General features: G+C 67.5%; 17 protein-coding genes, 2 tRNA genes and 1 other RNA gene. 9 read left to right on the plus strand and 11 right to left on the minus strand.

Annotated features, from left to right (window positions below; genetic code table 11):
* Positions 1 to 253: 253 nt before the first annotated feature.
* The 4 genes from orn to def all read left to right on the plus strand — a co-directional run bounded on the left by orn (position 254) and on the right by def (position 3004).
* Positions 254 to 856: an oligoribonuclease gene (gene orn, locus GVV86_RS04245; RefSeq protein WP_159616914.1), complete on the plus strand. Its 603-nt coding sequence runs from the start codon at positions 254 to 256 to the stop codon at positions 854 to 856.
* A gap of 147 nt (positions 857 to 1003) precedes the next feature.
* Positions 1004 to 1076 (plus strand) — tRNA-His (locus GVV86_RS04250).
* Between the two features lie 135 nt (positions 1077 to 1211).
* Entirely contained in the window at positions 1212 to 2366 is a 1155-nt protein-coding gene (locus GVV86_RS04255; protein ID WP_159616915.1) for an acyl-CoA dehydrogenase family protein, read from the plus strand.
* Between the two features lie 65 nt (positions 2367 to 2431).
* Positions 2432 to 3004, plus strand: coding sequence for a peptide deformylase (gene def, locus GVV86_RS04260; RefSeq protein ID WP_159616916.1), 573 nt, complete (start codon positions 2432 to 2434; stop codon positions 3002 to 3004).
* A 193-nt stretch (positions 3005 to 3197) separates the two neighbouring features.
* On the opposite strand, the gene GVV86_RS04265 is transcribed toward def, so the two are convergent.
* Positions 3198 to 4475: an MFS transporter gene (locus tag GVV86_RS04265; RefSeq protein WP_159616917.1), complete on the minus strand. Its 1278-nt coding sequence runs from the start codon at positions 4473 to 4475 to the stop codon at positions 3198 to 3200.
* A gap of 164 nt (positions 4476 to 4639) precedes the next feature.
* Positions 4640 to 5038, minus strand: an RNA gene (gene rnpB, locus GVV86_RS04270) — RNase P RNA component class A.
* Between the two features lie 57 nt (positions 5039 to 5095).
* Here rnpB and GVV86_RS04275 point away from each other — a divergent pair.
* Positions 5096 to 5860 carry a YaaA family protein gene (locus GVV86_RS04275; RefSeq protein WP_159616918.1) on the plus strand — a complete coding sequence of 255 codons (765 nt, stop codon included), beginning with the start codon at positions 5096 to 5098 and terminating at the stop codon, positions 5858 to 5860.
* A 132-nt stretch (positions 5861 to 5992) separates the two neighbouring features.
* On the opposite strand, the gene GVV86_RS04280 is transcribed toward GVV86_RS04275, so the two are convergent.
* From GVV86_RS04280 to GVV86_RS04290, 3 genes are all read right to left on the minus strand, one after another.
* Positions 5993 to 6940 (minus strand): reverse transcriptase-like protein, encoded by a 948-nt coding sequence (locus GVV86_RS04280; protein WP_343033036.1) that lies wholly within the window; start codon positions 6938 to 6940, stop codon positions 5993 to 5995.
* A gap of 5 nt (positions 6941 to 6945) precedes the next feature.
* Complete coding sequence (locus GVV86_RS04285) at positions 6946 to 7686, minus strand: zinc ribbon domain-containing protein (protein ID WP_159616919.1); 741 nt, start codon at positions 7684 to 7686, stop codon at positions 6946 to 6948.
* A 162-nt stretch (positions 7687 to 7848) separates the two neighbouring features.
* Complete coding sequence (locus GVV86_RS04290; protein ID WP_159616920.1) at positions 7849 to 8739, minus strand: Nif3-like dinuclear metal center hexameric protein; 891 nt, start codon at positions 8737 to 8739, stop codon at positions 7849 to 7851.
* A 173-nt stretch (positions 8740 to 8912) separates the two neighbouring features.
* Here GVV86_RS04290 and msrA point away from each other — a divergent pair, with 173 nt between their 5' ends.
* The 3 genes from msrA to epsC all read left to right on the plus strand — a co-directional run bounded on the left by msrA (position 8913) and on the right by epsC (position 11088).
* Positions 8913 to 9437 (plus strand): peptide-methionine (S)-S-oxide reductase MsrA, encoded by a 525-nt coding sequence (msrA, locus tag GVV86_RS04295; protein WP_159616921.1) that lies wholly within the window; start codon positions 8913 to 8915, stop codon positions 9435 to 9437.
* Positions 9438 to 9540: 103 nt separating this feature from the next.
* Positions 9541 to 10476, plus strand: a complete 936-nt coding sequence (gene cysK, locus GVV86_RS04300; protein WP_159801555.1) for a cysteine synthase A — start codon at positions 9541 to 9543, stop codon at positions 10474 to 10476.
* A 24-nt stretch (positions 10477 to 10500) separates the two neighbouring features.
* A complete protein-coding gene (gene epsC, locus GVV86_RS04305; RefSeq protein WP_159616925.1) occupies positions 10501 to 11088 on the plus strand; it encodes a serine O-acetyltransferase EpsC in 588 nt (195 codons plus the stop codon).
* 63 nt (positions 11089 to 11151) lie between these two features.
* Here the strand turns inward: epsC and gndA are convergent, their stop codons facing one another.
* On the minus strand, positions 11152 to 12588 hold the full coding sequence (gndA, locus tag GVV86_RS04310) for an NADP-dependent phosphogluconate dehydrogenase (RefSeq protein WP_159616927.1): 1437 nt from the start codon (positions 12586 to 12588) through the stop codon (positions 11152 to 11154).
* 188 nt (positions 12589 to 12776) lie between these two features.
* Here gndA and rlmN point away from each other — a divergent pair, with 188 nt between their 5' ends.
* A complete protein-coding gene (rlmN, locus tag GVV86_RS04315) occupies positions 12777 to 13994 on the plus strand; it encodes a dual-specificity RNA methyltransferase RlmN (protein ID WP_159801557.1) in 1218 nt (405 codons plus the stop codon).
* Positions 13995 to 14112: 118 nt separating this feature from the next.
* Here the strand turns inward: rlmN and GVV86_RS18585 are convergent, their stop codons facing one another.
* The 5 genes from GVV86_RS18585 to GVV86_RS04345 all read right to left on the minus strand — a co-directional run bounded on the left by GVV86_RS18585 (position 14113) and on the right by GVV86_RS04345 (position 19593).
* On the minus strand, positions 14113 to 17031 hold the full coding sequence (locus tag GVV86_RS18585) for a CBM96 family carbohydrate-binding protein (protein WP_246669878.1): 2919 nt from the start codon (positions 17029 to 17031) through the stop codon (positions 14113 to 14115).
* A gap of 514 nt (positions 17032 to 17545) precedes the next feature.
* Positions 17546 to 17621, minus strand: a tRNA-Val gene (locus GVV86_RS04330).
* Positions 17622 to 17742: 121 nt separating this feature from the next.
* A complete protein-coding gene (locus GVV86_RS04335) occupies positions 17743 to 18627 on the minus strand; it encodes an NAD-dependent protein deacetylase (RefSeq protein ID WP_201291359.1) in 885 nt (294 codons plus the stop codon).
* 71 nt (positions 18628 to 18698) lie between these two features.
* On the minus strand, positions 18699 to 19172 hold the full coding sequence (locus GVV86_RS04340; RefSeq protein ID WP_159616931.1) for a redoxin domain-containing protein: 474 nt from the start codon (positions 19170 to 19172) through the stop codon (positions 18699 to 18701).
* 1 nt (position 19173) lies between these two features.
* A complete protein-coding gene (locus GVV86_RS04345; RefSeq protein ID WP_159616933.1) occupies positions 19174 to 19593 on the minus strand; it encodes a DUF3052 domain-containing protein in 420 nt (139 codons plus the stop codon).
* Positions 19594 to 19738: the final 145 nt, after the last annotated feature.

Genomic DNA, 19738 nt, shown 5'->3' on the forward strand with positions numbered 1-19738 from the left:
ATCGGACGACGGAGCGGAACGACCGGGCACCCGGTGGTTCCCGATGCGCGGATCGGGCGGCCCGGAGCTTCCGGCACGGCCGGCCTCGGGTATCCGCCCAGACTGCCTCGATATTAGCACCGGCACTGCGCAGCACGGCCCCGCGGGGGCCGCCGCCGGACCCGCCGGAGGCCCCCGCAACCTCCTCCTAGTACCGCACCGGGAGCCGCCGGACCGCCGCTGACGGACTGCGTCAGCGCGGTACATTGGTCGGGTGCCAATCTCAAATGAACACATCGTCTGGATCGACTGCGAAATGACCGGCCTCAACCTTGAGACCGATGCCCTCATCGAGGTGGCCGTCCTGGTCACCGACTCGGAACTGAACGTCCTGGGCGACGGCGTCGACGTCGTCATCGCTCCGGACCCGGCGGCCCTGGCCCAGATGGGTGATTTCGTCCGCACCATGCACACCACTTCCGGCCTGCTGGAGGAGCTTCCCCAGGGGATGTCCATAAAGGAGGCGGAGGAGAAGGTGCTCGCGTATATCCAGGAATGGGTGCCGGAGCCGCGGAAGGCCCAGCTTGCGGGCAATTCGGTCGGGACCGACCGCAACTTCCTTGCCCGGGACATGCCCCGGGTCATCGAGCACCTCCACTACCGGATCATCGACGTCTCGACGATCAAGGAACTGGCACGCCGGTGGTTCACCCGTGCCTACTTCCAGGCCCCGGCCAAACTCGGCGGACACCGGGCGCTGGGAGACATCCAGGACTCGATCCGTGAGCTTCGCTACTATCGGCGGGCCGTGTTCGTGCCGAGCCCGGGCCCGGATTCGGCGGCGAGCAAGGCCCTGGCGCAGGAACTGGACGCCTGACCAGCCGGCCCGGGTGCCCGGTCGGCCGCGCCGGAAGGGGCGGTGGCAAAAGCATCCGAAAAAGTGTGTAAACTTGTTTCCGCTGCCTTTAGCGAATCGATCCGGGGCCCGAGTGCAGACCGGGCCGGGGAACGAAAAGGCTGCATGGTGGGTATAGCTCAGTTGGCAGAGCGCCTGGTTGTGGTCCAGGAGGTCGCGGGTTCAACCCCCGTTACTCACCCGAAGAGGCCGGTCGTTTTTCAATGGCCGGCACAACGAGCCGCCTCGGAGATCCTCCGGGGCGGCAGTTGTTTTTTCAGGGCTTTGCCGGCCGGTGAAGGAACCGAGCCATTGACACGCTGTGGAGGAATGCCGCATGGAGCGCCGAGTGTTCGAAGAAGATCACGAGCTTTTCCGCGAAGTTGCCCGCGAGTTCAACGTCCGGGAGGTCGCCCCGCATTACGCGGAGTGGGACAGGGAGCACCGCATGCCGCGCAGGCTGTGGGAGGCCGCCGGCGAGCAGGGCCTGCTTGGGATGGCCGTACCGGAGGAGTTCGGTGGGGCCGGAATGTCCGACTACCGGTTCCGGGCCGTCCTCGATGAGGAGTTCGCACGGAGCAACCACCTCGCCGTGGGCCTCGCCTTCCACCTCCACGACGACATGGTCCTGCCGCACCTGCTGGCCTACGGCTCCGATGACCTCAAGGAACGCTGGCTGCCCGCCATGGTCTCCGGCGAGAAAGTCACCTCGGTGGCGTGGACCGAACCCGGCGCCGGCAGCGACCTTCGCGGAATCCGCACCAAGGCCGTCCGTGACGGCGACGACTGGCTGCTTAGCGGGCAGAAGACGTTCATCGGCAACGGCATCACCGGTGATGCCTCGCTCGTGCTCGCGCGCACTGACGGCGGAAGCGGGCGCGGTGCCAGCGACTCCTTCACGCTGTTCATGGTGGAGAAGACCGAGGGCTACTCGACCGGCCGGCAGCTGGACAAGATGGGCCTGAAGGCCTCGGACACCGCCGAACTGTTCTTCGACAACGTGCGGGTGCCCGGCAACAACGTCGTGGGCGAGGTCGGCTCGGGCCTGCGCTACAGCATTGAGCAGCTCCCCCAGGGCCGGCTGGGCATTGCGGTGGCATCGGCCGCCGTCGCCCGCGCCATCTATAGCCAGACGCTCACCTACACCCGAGAACGCAACGCGTTCGGCGAACGGATCCTGGACTTCCAGAACACCCGGTTCGAACTCGCCGACATCCTCACCGAGGTCGAGGTCACCGAGACCTACGTGGATTCGGCCATGACGGCCTTCAACGAGGGCGGGCTCGACGCCGTCTCCGCCGCCCGGGTTAAGCTCTGGGCCAGTGAACGGGTCAAGTCCATCACCGACCGCTGCCTCCAGCTCCACGGCGGGTACGGCTACATCCTTGAATACCCCGTGTCGCAGGCTTTCCTCGCCGCACGCCTGCTGACCATCTTCGGCGGCACGAGCGAAATCATGCGCGAGACCGTGGGACGCTCGATCGCCGGCTAGCGGCAGCGCCACGTCAACATCCCGGGAGGTTCCTGGCCGTCCTCCCGGCACCACCGGAAGGACCCATGGCTGTTCACCCAGTGACCATCGTCGGAGAACCCGTCCTGCACCGCAGGGCGGCCGAGGTCGAGACGTTTGACAACGAGCTCCGCGCCCTAATCGCCGACATGTTCGAGACCATGGACAAGGCCAACGGCGTCGGGCTCGCCGCCCCGCAGATCGGCGTGGGCCTGCGTCTCTTCGTGTACGGCATGGCCAACGACGACGGCGTGCCGCCACGCGGCGTCCTGGTCAACCCCACGCTGGTCACCTCCAAGATCTCGGGCGCCGAGCCGGACCCCGAGGAGGAGTCCGAGGGGTGCCTCTCGGTGCCCGGCGAGGCCTATCCGCTGAAGCGGGCCGAATGGGTGAAGGTCACCGGCGTCGACGGCGACGGGAAGCCCGTCGAGTTCGAGGCCACCGGCTGGTTCGCCCGCTGCATGCAGCACGAGTACGACCACCTCGACGGGAAGCTGTACGTGGACCGGCTCAACGCCCGCCAGGGCCGCAAGGCCAAGAAGGCGGTGAAGGCCCATGGGTGGGGCATTCCCGGCCTCACCTGGCTGCCGGGAGTCGACCCGGATCCGTTCGGCCACTGACGCACCATTCCACACACGAGCCGGCTGCCATCCGGCGGCGGACGTGGTCAGGGTGGTTGGGCGCTGTGGAGGATTGAGTGCAGTCAGGCGCCGTCGGGCGCTGTCAAGGGTGGTTGGGCACAGTCAGGCGCGGCCGTGGACAGGGTGGTTGGGCACAGTCAGGCGCGGCCGTGGACAGGGTGGTCGAGCGCAGTCAGGCGCGGGCGGCGTCCGCCTCGGGGGCCGGCTCGAGGTCCTCGAGCCGCTGCACCCGGCGCAACGGCCCCATCAGGGCGATGAGCGGTGCCCCGCAGGCGATGAGGACGCCGATCAGCACAGCCTCCCGCACCCCGAAGAGATGGGCGAGGATCCCCGCGGCGAAGCTCGCAAGGGCCAGCATCCCCCAGCTCACCGTGCGGGACGCGGCGCCGAGCCGGCCCATCATCCCCGGGGGGCAGACCTGCTGGCGGAAGCTGGCGCCCACGACGATGTTCCAGGCCACCGAGGCGCCCATTACGAACATTCCCAGGACGCCGATCAGCATGCCCCACCCGGGGGTCATCACGAGCAGCGACCCGTAGCCCGCCACTCCGGGCACCATCGACCAGCGCCAGAGCGGACCGGACCCGAACCGTTCGCTCATGGTCTTGGCCGAGATTCCCCCGACCGCTCCTCCCGCGGAGGCACTGGCGAGCAGCAGGCCCAGCCACACCTCGGATTCGCCGAGCGTGCGCAGCACGAGCAGCACGATCAGGGACGCGGCGATATTTCCGCCGAGGTTCCACAGCGCCGCGTTGAACAGGATGGCCCGCAGCGGCCCGGTGCTGAAGGTGTACTTCATGCCATCGGCCATGTCGCCCAGCAGCCGGTGTTCGGTCTTTGCGAGCTTCACCTCCTGCACCTTCAGGCGCGAGACCGCCGCGAGGGACACCAGCGAGGCCCCCACCTGCACGAGGAGTGAGTTGGACGCTCCGGCAATCGTCGTCAGCCAGCCGGCGAGGGAGCGTCCGGCCGCATCGGCCGCTGCTCCCGAGCCGGTCATGAGCCCGTTTCCCTCGACGAGTTCATGCCTTGAGACGGCCTGCTGCACCAGGGCCGTGTCGGCAAGGTTGAAGAACACCGACGTGAGTCCGGCGGCGAACGCGACGGCGAACAGATGGACGGTGGTGAGCATGCCCAGCCAGTAGGCCAGCGGAAGGGTCAGCAGGACGGCGACCCGCACGGCCAGCGACCAGAGGATCACAGGCTTGCGCGGGAGCCGGTCGACCCAGACGCCGATGACAAGGCCGAAAAGCAGCCAGGGCAGGAACACCATCCCGGCGAGGGCGGCGACTTCGAAGTTGCTCGCGTCGAGTTCTACGGCGGCCACCACCGGCAGGGCGACGGCGGTCACGGCGTTGCCGAAGACCCCCGCTGTGCCCGAAATCCACAGTGCCCGGAAGTCCGCATTGCGCACCAGAAGGTGCCTTCGCGGCGGGGCTGTGTCGGTCATTGACACAGAGTAGCGGAGCGCGTGTGATTGCTATCACTCGGGCGGGGTTTCGGAAAGAAAAACTTACCCTTGGGTTGACCCTTTTACTAAATCTACCTATTGTTTGCGGCGGCATTACCATGCGGTAACCTGGCCCGCGCCGGTGGCCGGTGAGGGCCGGTCGAGGGATGGGCCGACCGGTACGCCGGGTTCTGTTCTCCCGCTCCGTTGCCGGTGCGGGAGCGGCGGCCATCCATCTACGAACGCCGTTGCCGACGCCCTCCAGCGGCCTACCCGGACACTCGGGCGAGCAGCCCTCAAACGCGCCCTGTCTGGCCTTGCTCCGGGTGGGGTTTACCGAGCCATGCCGGTCACCCGGCACGCTGGTGGTCTCTTACACCACCTTTTCACCCTTACTTCCTCCGGCCGCGAGGGCCCCGGGAAGCGGTCTGTTTTCTGTGGCACTGGCCTGCGGGTTACCCCGAGTGGGCGTTACCCACCACCCTGCTCTGCGGAGCCCGGACGTTCCTCGGTGACTGCGGCATCTTCCGACCCCGAGCCAACGCGGCCGCCTGGTCGACCCATCCGCCTCCAAGTGTACGGTGAACGCGGACGCGGGCCGGAATCGGTAGAGTATTCGGGTGCTGATCCTGCTGCCCCCGTCCGAAGGTAAGTCTGCGGCGGCCCAGGGCGTGCCGGTCTCCCTGGACAATCTCCACTTCCCCGAACTGAACCCCGCCCGCGAGCGGGTCCTGCGGGCCCTGCGCGACGTCAGCGCCACAGCCGACGCGCACGAGGTGCTCGGCGTCGGCGCATCGCTCGGGGCCGAGGTCCTGCGCAACACCGTCCTCCACACCGAGCCCGCGGCCCCGGCCCACAGCATCTACACGGGCGTCCTCTACGACGCGCTGGACTACAGCGGGATGACCCCCGCGCAGCGCCGGAAGGCCCGGGAGCACATCGTGGTCGTCTCGGCGCTCTGGGGCGCGGTGCGCTTCGGCGACCCGATTCCCGCGTACCGCCTGGCCATGTCGGTGACGCTGCCCGGTGCAGGGAGGCTCGGCCCCTTCTGGAAGAGCGTCCTCGACGCTCCGCTGCGCGCCCACTCCGAGGGGTCCCTGATCATCGACTGCCGCTCCAGCACGTATGCCTCGGCGTGGACTCCCCCGGCCGAACGCACCGTCGCCGTCAACGTCTTCTCCGAACGGGACGGGAGGCGCACGGTGGTGTCGCACTTCGCCAAGCACACGCGTGGCGCCCTCGCCCGGCACCTGCTGACGCGGCGGGGCAAGGCGCCCTCGACGCCGGATCAGCTGCTGTCCGCGGCGTCCGAGGCGTGGAAAGCGGAGCTCGAGCCGGCCTCCGGGAGGAAGCCGGCCCGCCTGAACCTCGTCCTCGACGCCTGAGGCCGGCCCTGGCGCGGCCGCGTCCACTGCTCAAACGGGCCCGCTGCATGAACGGGTGCGCTGCATCAACGGGTGCACTGCTGGGCAACGCGCACTGCCGAACCGGGTGCGCTGCCGGAAGCTGAAATACTGCTAACCGGCGTCGGCGACCAGTTCCACTTCGAACCCTTCGGCGTTCTCGAGGTACGCCGCATAGTGGTCGGCTCCCCCGGCGAACGGGTGCCGCTCCGGGAAGAGCAGCGTCCAGCCGTGGCTCGCGGCACGGCGGGCCAGCAGATCCACCTCGCTGCGGGTGCCGGCACGGAAGGCCAGGTGGTTTACGCCGGGTCGGCGGCGCTCGTGCGGTGCCGCCTGGACGTCGGGCCCGGACTCGAGAACGAGGTAGAACCCCTCGCCGCTGTAGCTGACGCCGTCGGCCCAGGAGTCCTTCTCGGCGAAGCCCAGGCGCTCCAGCAGCCAGCCAAGGCTCTTTCTTGCGGCCCCGAGGTCCGCGACCCATACCTCGACATGGTGCAGCCGCCCGGGCGCACGCGGCGGTGCCGGCGGCTCGGAAACCGCCTCAGGTGCCTTCGCCGCCGAGGCGGGAGTGCGCGGCTTCCACGAAACTCCTGCCATCCCGGCGTCCATCGCTTCGTTCGATAGCCGGTCGGCGTCCTTGTTCCGTTCCCGCGGGATCCACTCATAGGTCACCCGGCGCGGATCGACGATCTTCCGGGCCTTCGCGGCCAGGGTGCGCATATCGGCGTGCTTGATCTGCCAGCGGCCCGACATCTGCTCGACGACGAGCTTGGAGTCCATCTTGACGTGGATCCTGCTGGCCGGATGGATCCCGTTGGCCAGTTCAAGGCCCGCCACGAGCCCTGAATACTCGGCCACATTGTTCGAGGCCTTCCCGATGTACTCGGCCTTTTCCACGAGGATCGAGCCGGTCTTCGGGTCGCGGACCAGGGCGCCGTAGCCGGCGTGCCCCGGGTTGCCGCGCGAGCCGCCGTCGGCCTCGACGACCAGCAGCGGTGCATCCCCCGACGGATCCGCGCCGGCGCGGGCATGCGGATCGAACAGTTCTGCGTCAAATCCCACGGGTGTCAGTGTCCCCACTCCGCGGAACGCACCAGGATGGAGCCCGAGTCGGGGCACATCACGATGTCGTCCGGCGCCGCCTTGGAGATGTCAGCGAGGTCGCCGGGGCTGAGCTGCATGCCCGAGCCCTCGGACTTGCCGTGGAAAAGCCTCGCCGCGCCGACGCCGCGGCGTGCCAGCGTCTTCTCGTAAAGGCCGAGCAGTGCGGCGTCGAAGGTTGAGGCGAGCTCATCGCGCTGGACCTGCACCTCGGCGCGCTGGGCCCCGAGCGTTTCGAGCTCGGCATCCCGTGCCGCTTCAAGGGCCGCCAGTTCGCTGCGGACGGCGTCGGTGCGCTGCTGGACCTCCTGCTGCGCGGCGCGGGCCTGCTCGACCCGCTCCATGACATCGAGTTCGACGTCTTCGAGATCCGAGCGCCGGCGGGTCAGGGAGGCGACCTCGCTCTGCAGGGCCGTGAGGTCTTTTGAGGTTCCCGTGCCGCTGTTGAGCCGCTGCTCGTCGCGCTCCAGGCGCGTGACGACGGCCTGCACGTCGTCCTCGGCGCGGGTCAGCTCCCGCTCGAGGTCGGCCAGTTCGGTGGTGGCCTTGACCAGTTCGCCGTCGACCGTGGCGACCCTCGCCTGGAGGGCTGCGATCTCGGGGTTGTTCCGCACCACCGCGGCCTGCCGCTGGAGCTGGTTCAGCCGGGAGTCAAGCGCCTGCAGATCCAGCAGTCGCAGTTGTTCCTCTGGTGGAGCCTTGGCCACGGTTAACCTCCGGTGTGTGGGCGACTGACGTTCTTTCCTAGCCTATTGCACTGACGGCGGGGGCCTCCACGGCGCCCGTCCCGCCGGCTGCGCCATCAAAAGCCCGGGCGGGTGGCCGACCGGGCGCGGGTTCCGCCCGGTCGATTACTGAGGCGGGTCTGCTCAGGGGTGGCCGGGGGTGAGGACAAAGTCCCAGGGGTCGGTGTTGACGCTGCTGACCCGGATGTCGGTCAGGAAGCCCTGGTCGGTCAGGACGTTGCCGAGCGCCGCGGCGGCCGGCGTGAGCCAGAGCCATTCACTGCCGAAGTGCGACACGTCGATCAGGTAGGGCCGGCCGCCGGCCGCCCGCTCCCGGGCCTCGGACGCCGGGTGGTGGCGGAGGTCGGCCGTGACGAACACGTCGGCCTGGCTGGCGCGCACGGCGTCGAACAGGCTGTCGCCGGCGCCGCCGCAGACGGCGACCCTGCGGATCAGCCCGTCCTTGTCCCCCGCGACGCGGACGCCGCCGGCCACCGACGGAAGGATGGAGAAGACGGACTCGGCGAAATCGGCGAGGGTGGTGGCATCCGGGAGGTTTCCCACCCGGCCGATGCCCTCCTCGGGCAGGCCGTCCTGGGAGCGTACGAGCGGTTTCACCTCACTGAGCCCGAAAGCGTCGGCCAGCACGTCGGACACCCCGCCCACGGCACTGTCACCGTTGGTGTGGACCGTGGCCAGGGCGCAGCCGCTTTCGATCAGCCGGTGCAGCACCTCACCCTTCGGCCCGGTGGCAGCCACGGAGTTCACCGGCTTCAGGAGCAGGGGGTGGTGGGAGATGATCAGCTGCGCACCCCAAGCGAGGGCCTCGTCGAGCACCTCGCTGGTGGGATCGACGGCGAAGAGGATGCGGCTGACCTCGGCGTCCGCACGGCCGGCCACGAGGCCGACGGCGTCCCAGCCTTCGGCGAGGCTTTCGGGCCAGAGTTCCTCGATGGCCAGCAGGACCTCACCGACCGTCGGAACCGTTTCCGTCCCGATTTGTTCCGGGCTGGAGGGCTGCGGGTTCTCTTCCATAGGACCAGTTGTACCCCGCGCGCCGCGCCGCCGACCAATTATATGGTCTCGATCAACTTCGGCGTGTCGCGGCAGCATCCGGCAACCCGGCTGGTATCGGGCGGCACAGAGATGCAGGTGTGCCCCTTGCCACTGATGGGAATCTTCTGGGGGTCCCGCGCATTGTACAAAGTATGAAAACTTTTGTGCTTGGCGGAGGCTGCTTCTGGTGCCTCGACGCCGTTTACCAGCAGACACGCGGCGTGACAGAGGTCCTCTCGGGATACGCCGGAGGACATGAGCCCCACCCGAATGACGAAAACATTGCCACGGGCCTGACCGGCCACGCCGAGGTCGTCGCCGTGACCTTCGACGAGACCGTCATCCCGGCCGAGGCCATCCTCGACATGTACTTCGTGTCACACGACCCCACCACCCTGAACCGCCAGGGCTACGACGTCGGACCCCAGTACCGTTCGGCGATGTTCTACTCGGACGACGAGCAGAAGAAGCTCTTCGAAGAAGCCATCGAGCGCAACCAGGAGAACTGGGACAACCCCATCGTGACCGAGGTGACGAGGCTCCCCTCCTTCCACCTGGCCGCCGAGTACCACCAGAACTTCTACGCGAAGCACCCCGAGCAGGGCTACTGCCAGGTGATTATCAATCCCAAGCTCGCCAAGGCGCGCAAATATTACGCACAATGGCTTGCCGCGTAGTCGAGGCACCAGCCGGGAACTAGGCTGACTCCGGCAGCCCAGCGCCCCTAGTTCCCTTATCCACCCGTCCCCCGCGGCAGACCAGATCAGGCAGGCTCATTACATGGCACGGATTTACGATGACGTCACCCAACTGGTCGGCGGTACGCCCCTGGTACGCCTCAACCACCTGGCTGAGGGCCTGGGGGCGGACGTGGTGGTCAAGCTCGAGTTCTACAACCCGACCAACAGCGTGAAGGACCGCATCGGCGTCGCGATCGTCGACGCCGCGGAGCGCTCCGGTGCGCTGCGCCCGGGCGGCACCATCGTCGAGGGCACCTCCGGCAACACGGGCATCGCCCTCGCCATGGTCGGCGCTGCCCGCGGGTACAAGGTCATCCTCACCATGCCGGAGACCATGTCCACCGAGCGCCGCGTCATGCTCCGCGCCTACGGCGCCGAGATCGTCCTGACCCCCGGCTCCGAGGGGATGCGCGGAGCGGTGGAACGCGCCAAGGAGATCGTGGCGAACACCGACAACGCCATCTGGGCCCAGCAGTTCGCCAACGCCGTGAACCCGGAGATCCACCGGACCACCACCGCCGAGGAGGTCTGGGAAGACACCGCCGGCGCCGTCGACATCTTCGTCGCCGGCGTCGGCACCGGCGGCACCATCACCGGCGTCGGGCAGGTCCTCAAGAAGCGCAAGCCCGGAGTGCAGATCGTCGCCGTCGAACCGGCCGACTCCCCGATCCTCAACGGAGGGGCGCCGGGCCCGCACAAGATCCAGGGCCTGGGCGCGAACTTCGTGCCGGAGATCCTGGACACCGATGCCTACGACGAGGTCATCGACGCCTCCGTCGAAGACTCGGTGCGCGTTGCCCGCGCCCTGGGGACGAAGGAGGGAATCCTCGGCGGCATCTCCTCGGGAGCCATCGTCTGGGCCGCCCTTGAGCTGGCCAAGCGGCCCGAAAACGCCGGTAAGCTCATCGTGGCGGTGGTGTGCGATTTCGGCGAGCGGTACATCTCCACGGTGCTTTTCGACGACATCCGCGCCTGACCCGCCCTCTACGAGGAGGAAGCCTTGAGCTTTTTAGGGAGACTGCGCGAGGACCTGGAGACGGCCCGCACCCACGACCCCGCGGCGCGCGGGGCTGTCGAGAACACCCTGGTGTACTCCGGCCTGCACGCCATCTGGGTGCACCGGCTCACGCACCGGATGTGGACCCGGCCGGGGCTGCGCCTTCCGGCCCGCATCCTGGCCCAGTTGGCCCGGGCCGCGACCGGAATCGAGATCCACCCCGCGGCGGTCATCGGACGCCGTTTCTTCATCGACCACGGCATGGGTATCGTGATCGGTGGAACCGCCGAAATCGGTGACGACGTCATGATGTACCAGGGCGTCACCCTGGGCGGGCGGTCCCTGGAAAAGGTTAAGCGCCACCCCACCATCGGCGACGGAGTCACCATCGGCGCCGGGGCGAAAATCCTCGGCCCCATCACCATCGGTGCCCGCAGCGCCGTGGGAGCCAACGCCGTCGTCGTCAAGAGCACGCCGCCGGAATCGATCATCACCGGGATCCCCGCGACCTACCGGCACCGCGACGCCCGCCGGGAGACCCTGCCCGCCGTGGATCCCGCCGAGTACGTCGACCCTGCCATCTACATCTAGCTTCTCCACGCACGACAAAGGCCCCGGTTTCCCGGGGCCTTCGTCGTGTCTAAGCCAGCTGAACTAGTGGGTGTCCACGGCTTCGATTTCGGAGCGGTCGCCGCTCCACTGGGTGTGGAAGGTGCCCTCGGCGTCGACCCGGTTGTAGGTGTGTGCGCCGAAGAGGTCGCGCAGGCCCTGGGTCAGGGCGGCGGGCAGGCGCTTGCGGCGCAGACCGTCGTAGTAGGCCAGCGACGAGGAGAAGACGGGCACGGGGATGCCCAGCTGCACCGCCGTGGCCACGACGCGCCGCCAGGCCGGAACGGCGTCGGCGATCGCCTCGGTGAAGGCCGGCGCGAGCAGCAGGTTGGCCGGGCGGTCCGCGCCGGCGTAGGCCTTCATGACATCGTCGAGCAGTTCGGCGCGGATGATGCAGCCGGCCCGCCAGAGCGAGGCGATCTCGTCGAGCTTCAGCTCCCAGCCGTACTCCTTCGCGGCGGCGCCGAGCATGTCCATGCCCTGGGCGTAGCTGACGATTTTCGAGGCGTAGAGGGCAAGGCGCACGTCCTCGACAAAGGACTCGGGCAGTTCGACGCTCGACTCGTGGCCCTTCAACGTCTCCTGTGCCAGCAGGCGCTGCTCCCGCTGGGAGGACAGGCCGCGGGCGAACACGGACTCGGCGATGCCCGAGGTCGGGCTTCCGAGCTCAAGCGCAGAGACGACCGTCCAGCGGCCGGTACCCTTCTGGCCGGCGGAGTCGACGAGGATGTCGACGAACGGCTTGTCGCTGCGCGGATCGGTGTGGCGGAGCACCTCGGCCGTGATTTCGATGAGGAAGGACGAGAGGGAGCCCTTGTTCCACTCGGTGAAGATGTCGGCCTGTTCGGCCGGTTCGATGCCGGCGGCCGAGCGGAGGACGTCGTACGCCTCGCCGATGACCTGCATGTCGGCGTACTCGATGCCGTTGTGGACCATCTTCACGAAGTGGCCGGCGCCGTCGGTGCCGATCCAGGCGCAGCACGCCTCGCCCTTGTACTTCGCGGAGATCTTCTCAAGCATGGGGCCAAGCGACTCATACGACTTGCGGGAGCCACCGGGCATGATCGAGGGCCCGAGCAGCGCGCCCTCCTCGCCGCCGGACACGCCGACGCCGACGAAGAACAGGCCCTTCTCGGCCAGCGCTGCCTCGCGCCGACGGGTGTCTTCGTAGTGGGAGTTGCCCGCATCGATGATGATGTCTTCGGGCTCGAGCAGCGGCGCCAGCTGATCGATGACGGAGTCCACCGGCTTGCCGGCCTTCACCATGATCAGGACCCGGCGGGGCTTCTCAAGGGAGTCGACCAGCTCCTGGAGTGATTCGGTGCGGATGAAGTCGCCCTCGTGGCCGTACTTCTCGAGCAGGGCGTCCGTCTTTTCGATCGACCGGTTATGCAGGGCCACGGTGTAGCCGTTGCGGGCCAGGTTGCGGGCGAGGTTTGCTCCCATGACGGCAAGCCCGGTCACTCCAATTTGTGCACTCAATGATTTCTCCGATGCTTCGAGGCGCGTCGTTGGCGCCTGCGCTGAGTGGGGGCATCTTCGCCCCCATCCCTTAATCCTCAGCCTATTACCGGGGGCGCTCCGGAAGCCATAGGACGGCATATGGCCTAGGTAACATTCGCCACGGGCCGCGGACTCGGCTCCAAACAAGTCGTGAAACAATGGAACCGATGACTGACGCGACCCTTTCCCCCGCTCCCGGTTCCACCCGCCCCCAGGTCCGCCCGGAGGTGGAGGGCGCCGCCCCGGTCGTCGGCAGCGACGGGCGTCCGCTCCTCCAGTTCAAGTCCCCGCGCGTGAAGCAGCCGCCGGTGCACCTGGCCGACCTCACGCTCACCGAACGCCAGGAGCGGCTCAAGGAACTCGGCTACCCGGCGTACCGGGCCAAGCAGCTCTCCACCCACTACTTCACCCACTACACCACCGATCCCGAGCTCATGAGCGACCTCCCCAAGGCGGGCCGGGCCGAACTGGTCGAGGCGATGTTCCCGCCGCTGCTCACCAAGGTCAAGCAGCTCAAGACCGACAACGGCGACACCATCAAATTCCTGTGGCGGCTGTTCGATGGCGCGCTCGTCGAATCCGTCCTGATGCGCTACCCCGGCCGGGTCACCCTGTGCGTCTCCTCACAGGCCGGTTGCGGCATGAACTGCCCCTTCTGCGCCACCGGCCAGGCGGGTCTGACCCGAAACATGTCCACCGCTGAGATCGTGGACCAGGTGGTCGCCGCGAACCGCGTCCTCGCGGCAGGCGAGCTCGGCGGAACCCGCACCGACGGCGGGCACGACGCCGACCGCGTCACCAACATCGTCTTCATGGGCATGGGCGAGCCGCTGGCCAACTACAAGCGCGTCATGGCCGCCGTCCACCGCTTCGTCGACGACTCCCCCGAAGGGCTGGGCATGTCGGCCCGGCACATCACCGTGTCCACTGTGGGGCTGGTGCCCGCGATCAACAAGCTCGCGGCCGAGGACGTTCCTGTGACCTTCGCGCTGTCCCTCCACGCGCCCGACGACGAGCTGCGGGATGAGCTGATTCCCGTGAACACCAAGTGGAAGGTGGACGAGGCCCTCGACGCCGCGTACAACTATTTCGCCACCACGGGGCGCCGGGTGAGCATCGAGTATGCGCTGATCAAGGACATGAACGACCACCCCTGGCGTGCGGACCTGCTGGCCAAGAAGCTCAACAAGCGCGGCCGCGGCTGGGTGCACGTCAACCCGATCCCGCTGAACCCAACGCCGGGGTCGATCTGGACGGCCTCGGAGCCCGCCGTCACCGCGGAGTTCATTCGCAGGCTCCGGGACGCAGGCATTCCGACGACGCTGCGCGACACGCGCGGCCAGGAGATCGACGGGGCGTGCGGGCAGTTGGCTGCGGCCGACTGACGCAGCCCGAAAACGACCGCCGCGCCTCGAAGCGTCCGGCACACCCGAAAACGACAAACGCACCGGTTTTATCCGGTGCGTTTGTCGTTATCAGGTGCGTTGGTCGGCAGTGCCGGGCCTAGTCACTGAAGGTGAGCACCAGCTTGGGTGCGGCCGTGCTGCCGGCCTCCCGGGAGTTGAGGTCAAGGCCGTCGCTGCTGGTGGAGTCCATTCCCAGGGACAGCTGCTGGCCGAGCTCACCGCTCAGGCCGCTGACGGTGAGCGGAACACTGTAGTTGGTGTTGGTCACGGTCGGGCCCAGCGTGCCGATGCCGGTGCCCAGCGCCGGCCTGTTGCTGTACGTGATCGCGCCCTCGGTCCAGGTGTCGCTGGCCACCAGCTTCACGTTCTGCCGGCCCGAGGACCCGCTGCCGGCACTGCGCACCTGCAGCGTGGCACTCTCCAGGGTCCTGCCCGCATACGCCGACAGATCGAACTTCAGGTACGAAACCTCCACCGGGCTGTTGTCCACCCCCAGGACGGTACCCGAACCATAATTCGTCCCTGTCGCCCCGCTGGAGACATAACTGTCAGCAGCGGCCGTCAGCGTGACCGTCTCCGGGGTGCCCCCGCCGCCGCCCGCGGCAGCGGTGGTGAAGGTCCACGTCTTATCCGATGACAGCGGATTACCGGCGGCATCCTTCACCCCGGCCGAGCCGCCCTTGATCGTGGCCGTGTACGTCGTGCCCGCCGCCAGATCCGAACCCGGATTCAACGTCGCGATATTGCCGCTGTACGTCACGGCCGCCGGCACCGGCGTCGTCGACCCCTGCGCCGTCAGCGTGAACGTGGAGGACGTAATCGTCGAGGCGGTCATCGCCTCCGAGAACGTCCCCGACGCGTTCGCCGTCACCGCCACACCCGTCGCACCGGCAGTCGGAGAGGTCCCCGTCACCGTCGGAGCCGTCGTATCCGTAACACCGCCGCCGCTGCCATCACTGAAGGTGAGCACCAGCTTGGGTGCGGCCGTGCTGCCGGCCTCCCGGGAGTTGAGGTCAAGGCCGTCGCTGCTGGTGGAGTCCATTCCCAGGGACAGCTGCTGGCCGAGCTCACCGCTCAGGCCGCTGACGGTGAGCGGAACACTGTAGTTGGTGTTGGTCACGGTCGGGCCCAGCGTGCCGATGCCGGTGCCCAGCGCCGGCCTGTTGCTGTACGTGATCGCGCCCTCGGTCCAGGTGTCGCTGGCCACCAGCTTCACGTTCTGCCGGCCCGAGGACCCGCTGCCGGCACTGCGCACCTGCAGCGTGGCACTCTCCAGGGTCCTGCCCGCATACGCCGACAGATCGAACTTCAGGTACGAAACCTCCACCGGGCTGTTGTCCACCCCCAGGACGGTACCCGAACCATAATTCGTCCCTGTCGCCCCGCTGGAGACATAACTGTCAGCAGCGGCCGTCAGCGTGACCGTCTCCGGGGTGCCCCCGCCGCCGCCCGCGGCAGCGGTGGTGAAGGTCCACGTCTTATCCGATGACAGCGGATTACCGGCGGCATCCTTCACCCCGGCCGAGCCGCCCTTGATCGTGGCCGTGTACGTCGTGCCCGCCGCCAGATCCGAACCCGGATTCAACGTCGCGATATTGCCGCTGTACGTCACGGCCGCCGGCACCGGCGTCGTCGACCCCTGCGCCGTCAGCGTGAACGTGGAGGACGTAATCGTCGAGGCAGTCATCGCCTCCGAGAACGTCCCCGACGCGTTCGCCGTCACCGCCACACCCGTCGCACCGGCAGTCGGAGAGGTCCCCGTCACCGTCGGAGCCGTCGTATCACCGCCACCGCTGCCGCCGCTGCCGTCGTAGTAGTGCCAGTAACGGCTCGTGGCATTTACATCGGCGAGCAGCAGCAGACCGCTGTTGGCCGTGCCTCGCGAACTATTGATGTTCTGCTTCGTCGACGTCACGTTGTGGACATACTGGTCGGCGTCAACGATTCGCGCCGTCTTCGAAGTGGTGAAGCTGATGGTGCTGAGCGGGGTGGATTTCTCGTAGATGGCCCCACCTGAGGTGGTGCAGGCACCGGCGTTGGTCGTGCCGCTGGGCTTGGGATAGGTGGCGAAGGTGCGCAGTCTCTGCGTGCTTTCGTCGATCAGGACGATCACCCGGTTCGGGCACTCGGCCACGGTTGCGATGGTGTGCGCCGACCACGTCGACGTCGAGTTGTTCAGGGCCAGCAGCTGGATCAACGGCTGGGACGCCGATGTGTACGACGTCTTGATCGCGGCGAAGACGCGACCACCGGAGGAGTCCAGCCACTTCAGGTTCATATGGTCATCACCGCTGCGCTGGCCCGACACCGCCGCCACGGGAGTGGACCAGGAGCTGTTTGACGCTCCATCGTTGTGGAAGCTGAAGTACATGCCGTCGGTTGAGTCACCGACCTGGCGGCTCCACATCAGACCCATTTTGCCGGGCCCGTAGGCCACCAAAGCCGAGGTGTCATCCACCGATACGTTGCTCAGCGACGCGGGATGCGCGAACGGTGACCCCCAGGTCTTGCCGTCGGTGCCGGTGACATTCAGGTAGATCCGGTTCCCCTGCTGCCAGGTGGCCCAGATCCGGCCCGTCGTATCCTTATCGATGGTCAGGGCCTCAACGCGCTGATTGTTGATCTGGGTGGAGCTCAGCAGCGTGTACGTCTTAGTGCTCGCGTTGTAGCTGTAACGCCGCATCGTCGTCGGGTAATTCGGCTCGGCCGGCAGACCGTCATTGACGAACCGGTAGCTCGCCACATGCAACGTCGACCCGTCCCACAGCACGTCATGGTGGGTGCTCGACCGCGTATCGGTCTTCACACCCGTATTGACCCAGGAGTTCGTCGAGGGGTTGAACCGGAAGATATGGAAGTCCGAGCTGGACGTGTCCCACAGATTGCCCCACCACAGCCCGTCGTGGAACCACAGATTGCTCGTGGCCCGCTTGGTGCCGGTCGGCGTCCCCGTCCCCGAATGCGACGGACCCTCGACCCCGACATCGCCGGTCGCGCCCGACGCCGCGACCGGCATCACCAAGGCACCCGCCGCAACCAGCAGCGCCGTCAGCACTGCGTTGATGCGCAGATTCAGCAGCCCGCGAGGACGCGGACCACCCTGGCGCCGTAATTTAGATTGAGAAGTCCTGCGGCCGTCACCACGACGGCGAAGTGAAAAGAATGCAGAGTCCAGCACCAGTTGCCCCCTGGATTTAAAAAATGGATCCCCAGTGCGTCAAGTGTGGAGGGGGCGATCCGTCGAGCGCAAGGCAATCGGGAGCGACTCCATACCCTAATTGCAGTCGGTTTCTACCCTGAATTGGAGTGACCATCTACCCTAAATTGGTGGGACTCTCTACCCTCATTGCTTGATTCCCGACCAAACCCCGGGGGCGGAGTCGACCGTCGCGCCATTCCGGCGCAGTCGAAGTGCTGAGGTTGGTGCCTCTGCTTTCGTGGGACAGCAGTGTCGAGTCTTTCGTGGAAAGGGCGCACTCAACGCAGAAACCCCGTTCCCGCGGCTTCTAGGCCGGGAAACGGGGTTTCGGTGGTGGGTCCTACCGGGATCGAACCGATGACATCCACGGTGTAAACGTGGCGCTCTACCAGCTGAGCTAAAGACCCAAATTCGTGAATGCGGCGCCGCCCGGAAAATCCGGAAGAGCGCTCATCACGAGGACTGACTCTACCCGATGACGGACGGCGCGCGCCAATCGCTGGCACCCGGCACACGGGCGGTCCGCGCTCAATTCTCCAGCGCGGGCAGCCTTTCCGCGAGGTAGGTCAGTGACTCCGAGACCCCGGCGTCGATGAGCAGGGTGGCCAGATCGTCGCCCCGGGTCGCGCCGCGGTTGATAATGACCACAGGCTTCCCTGCCTTGTGCGCGTGGCGGACGAACCGCAGCCCGCTCATCACGGTGAGCGAGGACCCGGCGACAAGCAGGGCCCCGGCCTCGTCCACCATGCGGTAGGCCTCGGCTACCCGGTCCGTCGGGACATTCTCGCCGAAGTAGACGAAGTCCGGCTTGAGCATCCCGCCGCAGACCGGGCACGGTGCGATGACGAAATCGGCGGTGTCATCGACGTCGGCGTCGGCGTCGGGTGCGACGTCCCCGGCGTCGGCTTCGCGCTCGAGGTAGCCGGGGTTGAGCCTTTCGAGCAGATCGGCGATCTCGGCCCGCCGGAACTGCGTCCTGCAGTTGAGGCAGACAACCCGGTCGTAGGTGCCGTGGAGGTCGATCACGTTGACGCTGCCGGCCGTTGAATGGAGCCGGTCCACGTTCTGGGTGATGAGCCCGGTCAGCAGCCCGCGCTGCTCGAGCCGTGCGACGGCGGCGTGGCCCGGGTTGGGGTCGGCGTGGCGCAGATGGCGCCAGCCCACGTGATTGCGGGCCCAGTACCGCCGGCGGAGGGCGTCATCGCCCACGAACTGCTGGTAGGTCATCGGGTTGCGCGGGGGCGACGACGGCCCGCGGTAGTCGGGGATGCCCGAATCCGTGCTGAGGCCCGCCCCGGTCAGGACGGCAAGCCGCAGGCCGGACAGCAGCTCCACGGCCTCATCGAGCCGGGCTAGGGCCTCAGCGTCGAGGGGTGCCAGCGCGGCGGAGCCGTCCGTCGCGAATCCCGTCAGTCCGAAGCGCGGATGAGCCGCCGGATCCGCCGGCACGGGATCACCGGGCGGATTCTGTCCGGGCTGCACGCTCACGCCGCACCCGCCAGCGAGGCGACGGCGGAGGCATAGTCCGCCGCGCTGCGCGGCTCCCCCGGGCCGGAACTGACGACGGAGGAGACCAAGCCGTTGGCGTCGAGGAAGAAGGTGTACCGTCCCGCGTGCCCGGCCTGCCCGTCGAAGACGCCGAAGGCCTGGGCTGCGGCGCCGTGGGGCCAGAAATCCGACAGGAGATCGAAGGAGAGGCCTTCGGCCTCGGCATAGGCCCGCAGGGTGTACTTGGAGTCGGTCGAAATACCGAGCAGCCGGACACCATGGGCCAAAAAGAGGCCCCGGGAGGCCTGCAGGTCCGCCAGTTCCCGGGTGCAGACCCGGGAGAAGGCCGAGGGAAAGAAGACGAGCGCCGCCGGCGCACCCCGAAGGGCACTCAAACGAATTGTTTCGCCATGCTGGTTCACCAGCTCGGCAACGGGCGCGGGCTCACCCGGAACAGGGAGCCTCGTCACGCTACTGCTTCCGCCGGCTCACCAGGCGGGTTGCGGCCCACTCCTTCGAGACCCCCGCGGAGGAGGTTGAGTGGAGCCCTGCGGTGGGCGCGGCCTCCTGGATTTCGGACGGGGCGACGTAGCCCTCGCGTCCGGGCTTGGGGGTGAGAACCCAGATGACGCCGCCTTCGCCGAGGGAAACCAGTGCGTCGACGAGAGCATCAACGAGGTCGCCATCGTTGTTGCGCCACCACAGGATGACGCCGTCCACGACGTCCTGGTCGTCCTCCATCAGAAGTTCCGACCCGATGTCGGCCTCGAGCGCGTCGCGGAAGTCGAAGTCGACGTCCTCGTCGTAGCCGAGCTCCTGAACAAGGTCACCGGTCTTCAAACCCAACTTGCCCGCCACACTTACTGCAGTGGCGGCTTCGGCCTCGCTCACTTAGTTCCTCCTGAAGAACGCCGGGACCGTCCAGATGACGAATCCGCACAAAGGTAATCTTGTATTACTACCAGCCAACACCTTTATACGCCACGCTTCAAGCTGGCATGACCTTTGCACGGGCTGCGGCGCACCCCATCTGGTG

Origin of the sequence: Arthrobacter zhaoguopingii, assembly GCF_009828595.1 — a bacterium.
In the GTDB taxonomy this organism is placed as follows: Bacteria; Actinomycetota; Actinomycetes; order Actinomycetales; family Micrococcaceae; genus Arthrobacter_D; species Arthrobacter_D zhaoguopingii.